General features: G+C 69.3%; 9 protein-coding genes. 7 read left to right on the top strand and 2 right to left on the bottom strand.

Going from position 1 to position 11,246, the window contains the following annotated elements; all coding sequences use genetic code 11:
• Positions 1 to 182: 182 nt before the first annotated feature.
• The gene (locus ABZ532_RS20805) at positions 183 to 935 is read right to left on the bottom strand and encodes an alpha/beta fold hydrolase (protein ID WP_361285502.1); all 753 of its coding nucleotides are present in this window, start codon (positions 933 to 935) and stop codon (positions 183 to 185) included.
• 169 nt (positions 936 to 1,104) lie between these two features.
• Between ABZ532_RS20805 and ABZ532_RS20800 the strand changes: the two genes are divergently transcribed.
• The 7 genes from ABZ532_RS20800 (at position 1,105) to ABZ532_RS20770 (ending at position 9,769) form a co-directional block, all read left to right on the top strand.
• Positions 1,105 to 3,471, top strand: coding sequence for a SpoIIE family protein phosphatase (locus tag ABZ532_RS20800; RefSeq protein WP_361285523.1), 2,367 nt, complete (start codon positions 1,105 to 1,107; stop codon positions 3,469 to 3,471).
• A 125-nt stretch (positions 3,472 to 3,596) separates the two neighbouring features.
• On the top strand, positions 3,597 to 4,037 hold the full coding sequence (locus ABZ532_RS20795) for a GNAT family N-acetyltransferase (protein ID WP_361285499.1): 441 nt from the start codon (positions 3,597 to 3,599) through the stop codon (positions 4,035 to 4,037).
• Positions 4,038 to 4,175: 138 nt separating this feature from the next.
• The gene (gene htpX / locus ABZ532_RS20790) at positions 4,176 to 5,087 is read left to right on the top strand and encodes a zinc metalloprotease HtpX (RefSeq protein WP_361285496.1); all 912 of its coding nucleotides are present in this window, start codon (positions 4,176 to 4,178) and stop codon (positions 5,085 to 5,087) included.
• Between the two features lie 6 nt (positions 5,088 to 5,093).
• Positions 5,094 to 5,699, top strand: a complete 606-nt coding sequence (locus ABZ532_RS20785; protein WP_361285493.1) for a hypothetical protein — start codon at positions 5,094 to 5,096, stop codon at positions 5,697 to 5,699.
• A gap of 100 nt (positions 5,700 to 5,799) precedes the next feature.
• The gene (locus ABZ532_RS20780) at positions 5,800 to 6,366 is read left to right on the top strand and encodes a PadR family transcriptional regulator (protein WP_361285490.1); all 567 of its coding nucleotides are present in this window, start codon (positions 5,800 to 5,802) and stop codon (positions 6,364 to 6,366) included.
• 80 nt (positions 6,367 to 6,446) lie between these two features.
• The gene (locus ABZ532_RS20775) at positions 6,447 to 8,165 is read left to right on the top strand and encodes an acyl-CoA dehydrogenase family protein (RefSeq protein ID WP_361285487.1); all 1,719 of its coding nucleotides are present in this window, start codon (positions 6,447 to 6,449) and stop codon (positions 8,163 to 8,165) included.
• A 158-nt stretch (positions 8,166 to 8,323) separates the two neighbouring features.
• The gene (locus tag ABZ532_RS20770) at positions 8,324 to 9,769 is read left to right on the top strand and encodes a glyceraldehyde-3-phosphate dehydrogenase (RefSeq protein WP_361285484.1); all 1,446 of its coding nucleotides are present in this window, start codon (positions 8,324 to 8,326) and stop codon (positions 9,767 to 9,769) included.
• A gap of 92 nt (positions 9,770 to 9,861) precedes the next feature.
• Here ABZ532_RS20770 and ABZ532_RS20765 read toward each other — a convergent pair whose 3' ends face one another.
• A complete protein-coding gene (locus tag ABZ532_RS20765; protein ID WP_361285481.1) occupies positions 9,862 to 11,169 on the bottom strand; it encodes an SGNH/GDSL hydrolase family protein in 1,308 nt (435 codons plus the stop codon).
• Positions 11,170 to 11,246 lie beyond the last annotated feature (77 nt).

The raw sequence follows: 11,246 nt of genomic DNA, 5'->3' as shown, positions 1-11,246 counted from the left end.
TACGAGGGCGACCCTCCGCCTTGCGATCGCACGCACCAGACGCCGCGGTGCCCGCCCTCCGGGCGGACGGCGCTACTTTCGAAACACGCCCTAGCAAGGCCCGAAGTGGTCAAGGCGCGGTGCCCGGCGGTGGTGTTCACCGCCACCGGGCACCGCGCCGTCCCGCCCGCTCACCGCGGAGGTCAGGACAGCGCGCCCTTGAGCCGTTCGGTGAACTCGCCGGGAACTTCCTTGAAGTAGAAGTGGCCGCCCTGGAAGACATGCATCTCGGCATCAGCGGTGGTGTGCTGGGCCCAGACCTCGGAGTCGGCGAGCGGCACCTTGGGGTCGTTGTCCGGAGCGAAGACCGAGATCGGGCAGTTCAGCTTCACGTCCGTGCCGGCCAGGTAGGGCTCGATCATATGGAGATCGGCGCGGATGGCGGGCAGGATGAGCGGGGCCAGCTCGTGGTGGGCGTCCAGGGTGCCGCCCTCCGTGCCCCCGAGGCCCATGATGGCGGCGAGTACGGACGCGTCGTCCAGGTGGCGCAGCCCCGTGTCGACGCGCCTCGACGGCGCCACACACGCGGAGGCGATCAACCGCTCGGGACCGCGGCCCGTGTCCCGTTCCCCGCGCCGGGCGACCTCGAACGCGACGACCGCGCCCATGCTGTGGCCGAAGAAATACGGGCGCTTCCCGACGACGGGGCGCAGCGCCTCGTGGATGTCGTCCGCGAGGGCGTCCATGGACGTCGGCAACTCGTCGAACAGCCTGGTCTCGCGGCCCGGGTACTGCACCACCAGGACCTGGATGTCCGGGCTCAGTGCCGCGGAAAGGCCGAAGTAGTAGCTCGGCGAACCACCGGCGTGCGGGAAGCAGACCAACTGCCGCTCAGCTCCCGGTGCCGGATGGAAGACACGGACCCAGACATCTCCGTCCTGCTCCGACCGCCCCACGTTTCTCCCTCCCTGGTCCTCCGCTGCCCGAGCCTTTCACATCGTGATCAAAAGCGCCCCTTCCACTGCTCTGATCACGGAGGGTGAACGTTCGCCTCCGCCCGTTTGGTTGCGCAGGGTCAGTATCAGGCGGAGTCTGGAGCTGATGAGCCAGGCCGGTGAGGGCACGATGAGCTACGTGAGGACTGCCGCTGGGGACATCGACTTCCGTGGCCCGCTGGACGTCACGAAGGCCGCCACGTGCGTGCTCGACGCCCACGACACGGTGATCGGCTGGAGTTCCGCTGCCAGGGAACTCTTCGGCTACCCGACCGAGGAGATCATCGGTCGGCCCGTCGGCACCTTCCTGCAACCTCCGGACGCATCAGCGCGAGAGCGCGAAAGCGATGTGCGCGTCGCCGTGCACCGGGACGGGCACCCTGTGCACCTCGTCGCCACGGTCTGCCACCTGTCCGGTGCGGGGCCCGCACAGCGGATTCTCGTGGCGGCGGAATACGCACCGCTCAGGGAATGGGAAACCCAGCTCGCGATGCTCCAGGGCCTGGCCACGCAGTCGCCCGTGGGCCTCGCCACGTACGACACCGATCTCCGCCTCCTGTGGTGCAACGCTGTCTCCGAGGACGAACTCGGCCGGCCTCTCGAGGAGGTGCGCGGCGAGCTGGCAGAGGACCTCTACCCTCTGGGCGGTTTTGTGACGCCGGGCTACCCGGAGACCCTCCACGCGGTCATGCGGCAGGTGCTGGAGACCGGCGAACCCGTCGTGGACCTGCATTTCCGCGGGGAACAGCCCAGCGAGCCCGGCCGGGAGCACGTCTGGTCCTGCTCCTACTACCGGATCCAGGGCACGGACGGTCAGGTGTTCGGACTCTGCGAGGACGCGTTCGAGATCACGGACCGCTACCGGGCGCAGCAGCAGCTGAATCTGCTGGTCGAAGCGGGCCGGCGGGTGGGAACCACCCTGGATGTGGTCGCCACCGCCGATGAACTGGCGGCGGTGGGGGTATCCGGGTTCGCCGACCTGGTGGAGGTCGACCTCGCGCCCGGCGTGCTGGACGGCGAGATGCCCGACGCCGCGGGTCCGGCCGGCACCGAACTGATGCGTACCGCCGCGCGATCGGCCGCGGAAGGCGGCGCCACCGACACCGTGGTCGCCCGTAGCCGGCCACCCTGCCCGGTGGACTATCCCCCCGGATCGCCCCAGTACCGCAGCCTCTCCTCCGGCGGGATCGTGCTCGTGGACGACACGCTCGTCGTGCCGCTGCGGGTCGGTGGCCGCGCCATCGGGCTCGTCACCTTCGTACGCCGTGACGGATCGGACCTCTTCGACAGCGGCGCCGTCGCGCTCGCCGACGAACTGGTCGCCCGTGCCGCCGTGTCGATCGACAACGCCCGCCGCTACACCAGGGAACGCTCGGCGGCACTGGCACTCCAGCGGCAGCTTCTGCCACGGCACCTTCCGGCGAACTCCGCGGTCGACGTGGCCCACCGCTATCTGCCCACGGACGATCTGAGCGGCGTGGGAGGTGACTGGTTCGACGTCATCCCCCTGTCGGGGACCCGGATCGGTCTGGTCGTCGGGGATGTCGTCGGCCACGGGCTCCATGCCGCGGCCACCATGGGACGCCTGCGTACGACGGTCCGCGCCCTCGCCCCCACGGACCTGCCGCCCGAAGAACTCCTGAAGCGTCTCGACGACCTCGTGGGGCAATCGGCCGTCGACGCCGGGGACGACACCGGCGCGCTTTCCGGCGACGACGATGTGGCCACGGGCGCCACCTGCCTCTACGCCGTGTACGACCCCGTGTCCCGGCGCTGCACCATGGCGCGTGCCGGGCACCTGCCGCCCGCGATCGTGGACCCCGACGGACGGGTCAGCTTCCCGGACCTGCCGGCCGGTCCGCCGCTCGGCCTGGGCGGTCTGCCCTTCGAGTCCCATGAGCTCGAACTGCCGGTCGGAAGCCTGATCGCCCTCTTCACGGACGGTCTGGTCGAGGCGCGCGACCGGGACATCGACAAAGGTCTGGAGACCCTCGGCAGAGTTCTCAGCGAAGGCTCCGGTTCCCTGGAGGAACTCTGTGACCGCGCCATCTGCGAGCTGCTCCCCGGCAGCATGACCACCGATGACACGGCCCTCCTGCTGGTGCGCACCCGCGAACTCGACAGCCGCAGGATCGCCACCTGGAACCTGCCCGCGGAGCCGGTCGCCGCCGGCCGTGCGCGCGAACTGATCGCGGAACGACTGCGTGAGTGGGAACTGGAGGAGCTGGTGTTCCCCACCGAGCTCATCGCCAGCGAACTGGTCACCAACGCGGTCAGACACGCCGAGGGCCCACTCCATGTCCGGCTCATCCTGGACCGCACCCTCGTGTGCGAGGTCGCCGACGCCGGCCACACCGCCCCCCATCTCCGCCACAGCGCCGACGACGACGAAGGCGGGCGCGGACTGTTCATCGTCGCCCAGCTCGTGCTGCGCTGGGGAACGCGCTACAGCGACTGGGGCAAGACGATCTGGACCGAACAGACGCTGCCCCGTTAAGGAGCGGCGAAGCGATCAGGGGCGAGTGCCCGGGCACCTGGCAAGCTGTGGCCGACCGCCGCCGTTGTCGACCTGCCGTCGACCTGCCATCGACCTGCGAGGAAACCGTGCCGCCGATCACCGGCTTGGACATCCGACCCCTGACCCCGGCCGACCGATCCGCCTGGGACCCGTTGTGGAAGGCGTACCTGGACTTCTACGACCACGTACTCGCGCCCGATGTCACCGATCTGACCTGGTCCCGCTTCATCGACCCGGCGGAGCCGATGGGAGCGCTGGGGGCATGGTCCGACGGCGCCCTGACCGGCATCTGCCACCACGTCCTGCACCGTTCCACCTGGGCCGCCGGCACCTACTGCTACTTGGAGGACCTGTTCACGGCGCCCGAGGCCCGTGGCACGGGAGTGGGCAGGGCGCTCATCGAGGCGACGGCCGTGGCGGCCAGGGAGGCGGGGGCCGAGAAGCTCTACTGGCAGACGCATCAGGACAACGCGACCGCGCGCGCCCTGTACGACCGGGTGGCCCGGCACGAAGGCTTCCTGGTCTACGAGCGGCCGCTCATCTGACGGTGAGCGGTGCCGCAGAAGGCCCCCGGACCGGGCTTGGGGGCCTTCTTCGCCGGAAATGCCGGGAAAACATCGAAAGGGGGCATCCTTGTAGAAGGGGACGACGGCGATGGAAGCTCCGCCTGGAGGGGTGATCAGATGCCAGCCACCCGGCCGCGGTCGCGCTACGTACTGGATCGGGGACTCACCACCCGCATGGTGACCACCATGTTCCTGATCGGCCTGCTCTATGTGGTCTTCGTGGGCGTGCTGCTCGCCCTGCTACGCGACTCCTGGACGATCGTCCTGCCGATCGCGGGAGGTCTCTTCATCGCGCAGTTCTGGTTCAGCGACCGGATCGCCGCCCACGCCATGGGTGCCCGCGAGGTCACCCCCGAGCAGGCGCCGGAGCTGCACGGAGTCGTCGACCGTGTCTGCGCGCTCGCCGACATGCCCAAACCCCGGGTGGCGATCGCCGACAGTGACATCCCGAACGCCTTCGCCACGGGGCGGAGCGAGAAGACCGCCCTGATCTGTGCCAGTACCGGGCTGTTGCGGCGGCTGGAGCCGGCAGAGCTGGAGGGGGTGCTCGCGCATGAGCTGTCGCATGTGGCCCACCGCGATGTCGTCGTGATGACCATCGCTTCCTTCCTCGGAGTGCTCTCGGGCGTGATGATCCGTGTCTGGCTCTACAGCGGTCTCGGGCGCAACAGCCGCGATGCCAACACCGCCATCGCGGTACTGGTGATTCCCCTGGTCAGCGCGGTGGTCTATGTGATCAGCTTTCTGCTGACCCGGCTGCTCTCGCGCTACCGCGAGCTGTCCGCCGACCGCGCCGCCGCGCTGCTGACCGGACGGCCTTCGGCGCTCGCGTCAGCGCTCGTCAAGGTGTCCGGCGAGATGGCCAGGATCCCCACCCGCGACCTGCGCAAGGCGGAGCCGTTCAACGCCTTCTGGTTCGCTCCCGCATTCCCCGTCAAGGCGAGTCTCAGCCGGCTCCTCTCCTCGCATCCGACGCTGGAGCAGCGCCTGGACCAGCTCGGCAGGATCTCCACCGAGCTCGGCCGCTGATCGCGCATGGGCTTCCTCGACGCCATCCTCGGCCGCAGCAAGCCGGTACGCCCCGACCTCGACCGGCTGTTCGGGCTGCCCGCCGCCGCGATCACCCTCCAGGCGGGCACCGGATTCCTTCCCACCGGCTGCGGATCGGTCTGCTTCGCGGGTGTCGAGGGCGGTACCTTCGCTCGCCTCCAGGACGACGTGCGGGAGCTTCTCGACGCCGACACCTCTCGAGCCGGATTCCCCGTCGCATACGAGCAGGACGCGTACGGGTACACCTGGCTCGTCATCCGCCGTCCCGCCGACGACATGGTCTCGCTCGTCAATGACCTGCACGCGGTCAACACCCTCCTCGAAGAGGCGGGCTTCGGGCCTCAGTTGCTGTGCACGGTCGCCGGCTTCCACGCTGCCCCTGCCGACCGCGGCGACGGCCGCGTTCTCGCACTGGTCTACCTCTACAAGAGGGGGGCCTTCTACCCCTTCGCCCCGCTTCCCGGAGCGGACGAGCGACGTGACAACGCGCTGGAACTCCAGGTCAGAGCGCTGCTCGGGGATGATCTGCGCATCGAGTCGGATCTGGACCGATGGTTCCCCGTCTGGGGCGCTCCCGGTCTCGACGCATGAGCCCGCCTGCCCGGGCAGGGTGACGGGGGCCGGGGTGAGCCCCGTCTCATCCGGGTACCACCCCTTGTCTATGCAACTCGTTGCATAGAAGATCGGCGCCATGGCGCTCGACCACGCGATCCTCGTCTCCCTGCTGGAGAACCCGGGCTCCGGCTATGAGCTCGCCCGCCGGTTCGAGCGGTCCTTCGGCTACTTCTGGACCGCCACCCACCAGCAGATCTACCGCGTCCTCAAGCGCATGGAGAGCGACGGCCTGCTCGTCGTCCGCGACGTGCCGCAGCAAGGACGACCGGACAAGAAGGAGTACTCGGTCGCGGAGCCAGGTCGCGCCGAGCTCTCCCGGTGGCTGCACCAGCCGATCGAGCCCGAGAGCGTACGGCATGAGCTCGCCGTGAAGATCCGTGGCGCCGCCTTCGACGACCCCGCCGCACTGATCCGCGAGGTCGAGCGGCATCGCCAGGCGCACCGGGACCGCCTCGCGCGCTATCTCTCCGGTGAGACCCGCGACTTCACCGGACCCGACGCCCCCACCCCGCTGGACGCGGGCCGGGAACTCCAGCACGTCGTGCTGCGCGGCGGCATCGCGTACGAGCAGATGACGATCGAATGGCTCGACGACGTGCTCGGCACCCTGCGCCGCATCGGCGCGACCCGTCAGTCCCCCTGAAGCGCCCGCTTCCCCCCACCAGCAGTCCGCACCACACGCAACCGTCCCGTCCAGCCCCGACACCCGGAAGGCGACCATCCATGGCCGACCCGCTGCTGTTCAACCCCCGCACCTACGACCCGGCGCACTTCGACCCCGAGACCCGCAGGCTGCTGCGCGCCACAGTCGACTGGTTCGAGGCGCGCGGCAAGCGCAAGCTGATAGAGGACTACCGCACCCGCGCCTGGCTCGCGGACTTCCTCGACTTCTCCGCCAAGGAAGGCCTCTTCGCCACCTTCCTCACCCCGGCAGCCGCCGCGGGCAACGAGAACCAGCGCTGGGACACCGCCCGGATCGCCGCGCTCAACGAGATCTTCGGCTTCTACGGCCTCGACTACTGGTACGCCTGGCAGGTGACCATCCTCGGTCTCGGTCCGGTGTGGCAGAGCGACAACGAGGCGGCTCGCTCCCGTGCGGCCGAACTCCTCGACCAGGGCGAGGTCTTCGCCTTCGGTCTGTCAGAGAAGGCGCACGGCGCCGACATCTACTCCACCGACATGCTGCTCGAGCCCGACGGCGACGGGGGTTTCCGCGCCACCGGTTCCAAGTACTACATCGGCAACGGCAACGCGGCCGGACTCGTCTCGGTATTCGGCCGCCGCACCGACGTCGAAGGTCCCGACGGCTATGTCTTCTTCGCCGCCGACAGCCGCCACTCGGCCTACCACCTGGTGAAGAACGTCGTCGACTCGTCGAAGTACGTCAGTGAGTTCCGCCTGGAGAACTACCCGGTCGCCGCCGATGACATCCTGCACACCGGTCGTGCCGCGTTCGACGCCGCGCTGAACACCGTCAACGTCGGAAAGTTCAACCTCTGCACCGCCTCCATCGGCATCTGCGAGCACGCGATGTACGAGGCCGTCACCCACGCGCAGAACCGCATCCTCTACGGCCGCCCGGTGACCGCCTTCCCGCACGTGCGCCGCGAGCTCGCCGACGCGTACGTCCGCCTCGTCGGGATGAAGCTGTTCAGCGACCGCGCCGTCGACTACTTCCGCTCCGCCGGCCCCGACGACCGCCGCTACCTGCTGTTCAACCCGATGACCAAGATGAAGGTGACCACCGAGGGCGAGAAGGTCATCGACCTCATGTGGGACGTGATCGCGGCCAAGGGCTTCGAGAAGGACACCTACTTCGCCCAGGCCTCCACCGAGATCCGTGGACTGCCCAAGCTGGAGGGCACGGTCCATGTCAACCTGGCGCTGATCCTCAAGTTCATGCGCAACCACCTGCTGGAGCCGCTGGAGTACCCCGCGGTGCCCACCCGTCTCGACGCCGCCGACGACGAGTTCCTCTTCCGGCAGGGGCCCGCCCGGGGTCTGGGCTCCGTGCGCTTCCACGACTGGCGCCCGGCCTACGACGGCTACGCCCACGTCCCCAACGTCGCCCGCTTCCGGGAGCAGGCCGACGCCCTGTGCGAGTTCGTGACCACCGCCGCGCCCGACGAGCGGCAGAGCCGTGATCTCGATCTGCTGCTCGCCGTCGGCCAGCTCTTCGCCCTGGTCGTGCACGGCCAGCTGATCCTGGAGCAGGCCCGGCTCACCGGGCTGGACGAGGACGTGCTCGACGAACTGTTCTCCGTCCTCGTCCGTGACTTCTCGGCGCACGCGGTCGAGCTGCACGGCAAGGACTCCGCCACCGAGCAGCAGCAGCGCTGGGCGCTCGGTGCGGTCCGCCGCCCCGTGGTCGACGAGGCTCGTGCCGCGCGGGTGTGGGAGCGGGTCGAGGCACTTTCGGGCGCCTACGAGATGGCTCCGTAACGCCCTCGCACAGGAGCCGGATAGGGGGCCCCTGGTTCGCCGGTAGCGCCCGGCGGACCAGGGGCCCTCTGGCCGCGCGGGCCTGACCGGGGGCCCGTGAAAGATCGAACAGTGTGCGGGTTAGCATATGAGCACCGCCTAGCTCGAAAGATAATCCTGTGACTGTCAACGAGGACTCGTTCACAAACTGGAAGAACCGCGAGGAGATCGCGGAGTCGATGATCCCGATCATCGGGAAGCTGCACCGGGAGCGGGACGTCACCGTCCTCCTCCACAGCCGCTCCTTGGTGAACAAGTCGGTGGTCAGCATCCTGAAGACGCACCGGTTCGCACGGCAGATCGCGGGCGAGGAGCTCTCGGTCACCGACACCCTGCCGTTCCTCCAGGCGCTCACCACGCTCGATCTCGGCCCTTCCCAGATCGACATCGGCATGCTCGCCGCCACGCACAAGGCCGACGACCGCGGTCTCTCGGCCGCGGAGTTCACCGCCGAAGCTGTCGCCGGTGCCACCGGCGCCAACAAGATCGAGCGCCGCGAGGGGCGCGATGTCGTGCTCTACGGCTTCGGCCGTATCGGCCGCCTCGTCGCCCGGCTGCTGATCGAGAAGGCAGGCTCCGGCAACGGCCTGCGGCTACGCGCCATCGTCGTCCGCCGGGGCGGTGACCAGGACATCGTCAAGCGCGCCTCGCTGCTGCGCCGGGACTCCATCCACGGCCAGTTCCAGGGCACGATCACCGTCGACGAGGCGACCAGCACCATCGTCGCCAACGGCAACGAGATCAAGGTCATCTACGCCGGTGACCCGTCGGAGGTCGACTACACGGCCTACGGCATCAAGGACGCCATCCTCATCGACAACACGGGCAAGTGGCGGGACCGCGAGGGTCTGTCCCAGCACCTGCGCCCCGGTATCGACAAGGTCGTGCTGACCGCCCCGGGCAAGGGCGACGTCCCCAACATCGTGCATGGCGTCAACCACGACACGATCAAGCCGGACGAGCAGATCCTTTCCTGCGCGTCCTGCACCACCAACGCGATCGTCCCGCCGCTGAAGGCGATGGCGGACGAGTACGGGGTGCTGCGCGGCCACGTGGAGACGGTCCACTCGTTCACCAACGACCAGAACCTGCTGGACAACTACCACAAGGCCGACCGCCGCGGCCGCTCGGCGCCGCTCAACATGGTCATCACCGAGACCGGCGCCGCCTCCGCTGTCGCGAAGGCGCTGCCCGACCTCAAGGCCCCGATCACCGGTAGTTCCATCCGGGTCCCGGTGCCGGACGTCTCCATCGCGATCCTCAGCCTGCGACTCGGCCGCGAGGCCACCCGCGAGGAGGTCCTCGACTACCTCCGCAAGGTCTCGCTGACCTCGCCGCTCAAGCGCCAGATCGACTTCACCAGCGCCCCCGACGCGGTCTCCAACGACTTCATCGGCTCGCGCCACGCCTCGATCGTCGACGCGGGCGCCACCAAGGTCGACGGCGACAGCGCGATCCTCTACCTCTGGTACGACAACGAGTTCGGCTACTCGTGCCAGGTCATCCGGGTCGTCCAGCACGTCTCCGGTGTGGAGTACCCCACCTACCCGGCTCCGGTGGTCTGACCGGGACCTCATGCCGCTGGGGCGGTGACCGATCCCGGAAGGGCGTCGGTCACCGCCCCTGGTCTTTTCGGAGCCGGGCGGAGTGATCCTTCTCAGAGCCGGGCGGAGGAGCCCTCGCCGATCAGCACCGAAAGGTCCACGCTCTGTGCCATCCGCGCGTACCCGGCGTCGTTGGGGTGGAGATGGTCGCCCGAGTCATACGCCGGATCGAGCCGGTCCGGGGCGTACGGGTCGCGCAGGGCCCGGTCGAAGTCGAGTACGGCGTCGAAGACCGTACCCGCGCGGATCACCGTGTTCACTTCCTGCCGTACGGCTTCCAGGGCCGGGGTGTACCGGCGGTGGCCCTCGAAGGGCATCAGTGTGGCGCCGACGACCCGCAGCCCACGGGCACGTGCCCGTTCGGTGAGCGTCCGCAGCGCGGCCGTCAGCTCCCCGGGGTCCGCAGGCCGGGGCGGGCGGATGATGTCGTTGATGCCCAGAGCGATGACGACGACCCGGGTACCGGGACGGTCGAACACATCGCGCTCGAAGCGGGACAGTCCACTCGGTCCCGTGCCGTCACTGAGCACCCGGTTGCCGCTGATGCCCTGGTTCACCACCCCGTACTCCCGGCTGCCGTTGCGCAGCCGCTCGGCCAGCCGGTCCGGCCAGCGGCGGTCGGCGTCCGGGGTCGAACCCGCGCCGTCGGTGAGTGAGTCGCCGATGGCGACCACCGTGCCGCGGACGGCACGATCGCGTACGTCCACGGCTGTCAGGTAGTGCCAGGAGGGGGTGCGCCGGGTGTAGGCGACGCCGTCCGTGTCCCGCGTCCGGTCCCCGTACGCGAGGTACGAGGTCTGCCGGGCTCGCGCATGCAGGGTGACCAGACCCGGTCCGGGCCCCTCGACATGCACCGTGACCAGTAGCTTCCCGTCCTCGGGCACGGGCAGCCGCGCGGCGTCGCTGACGACCTGCCCGCCCTCCGGTACCGCGATGGACCGCTGACCGTCGAACAGCACCTGGCGCAGGGTGCCGGACAGGGCGTCGGCGCCGCCCGCGGCGACGGCGACGGTCGCGTGCCCTATGTGCAGCGGCGCGGTCCCGAAGAGATTGGAGAGCGTCACCCTCGCCAGACCGCCGCCGACGCTGGTGTGCACGACATTGCGCACGGAGTACGCGCCGACGGGGGCGGCCGCCGCCTTCCCGGGGGCCGCCGACCACGTACCGGCCCAGCCGCCGGTGCCGACGGCCTGCGCCGTCGTGCCACCGGTTCCGTCGGCGCCGCCTCCGTCCCCGGCCTCAAACGGTCCGCTGCGTCCCCTGTTGACGAAAGTGACGGTGGTGATGATGGTGCCGCAGATCAGCAGTGTCAGGGTGATGAGTGCGGCGAACAGGCCGTATCCGGCCCGCTGGATTTTCATGTGCACATCATCCGATACGGTCGCGCGACACCGATGAGCGCCCCCTGCTCCAGCCTTCCGCACGGGCGTGCTAAGTC

Origin of the sequence: Streptomyces sp. NPDC019396 (genome assembly GCF_040632375.1) — a bacterium.
Classification (GTDB): domain Bacteria; phylum Actinomycetota; class Actinomycetes; order Streptomycetales; family Streptomycetaceae; genus Streptomyces.
This window is presented reverse-complemented; position numbering and strand designations above follow the sequence as displayed.

Bases quoted from the DNA above. Each gene is read 5' to 3' on its own strand.
- ABZ532_RS20800 (WP_361285523.1), top strand. From the start codon at position 1,105: ATGAGCTACGTGAGGACTGCCGCTGGGGACATCGACTTCCGTGGCCCG.
- htpX (WP_361285496.1), top strand. From the start codon at position 4,176: ATGCCAGCCACCCGGCCGCGGTCGCGCTACGTACTGGATCGGGGACTC.
- ABZ532_RS20785 (WP_361285493.1), top strand. From the start codon at position 5,094: ATGGGCTTCCTCGACGCCATCCTCGGCCGCAGCAAGCCGGTACGCCCC.
- ABZ532_RS20780 (WP_361285490.1), top strand. From the start codon at position 5,800: ATGGCGCTCGACCACGCGATCCTCGTCTCCCTGCTGGAGAACCCGGGC.
- ABZ532_RS20775 (WP_361285487.1), top strand. From the start codon at position 6,447: ATGGCCGACCCGCTGCTGTTCAACCCCCGCACCTACGACCCGGCGCAC.
- ABZ532_RS20765 (WP_361285481.1), bottom strand. From the start codon at position 11,169: ATGAAAATCCAGCGGGCCGGATACGGCCTGTTCGCCGCACTCATCACC.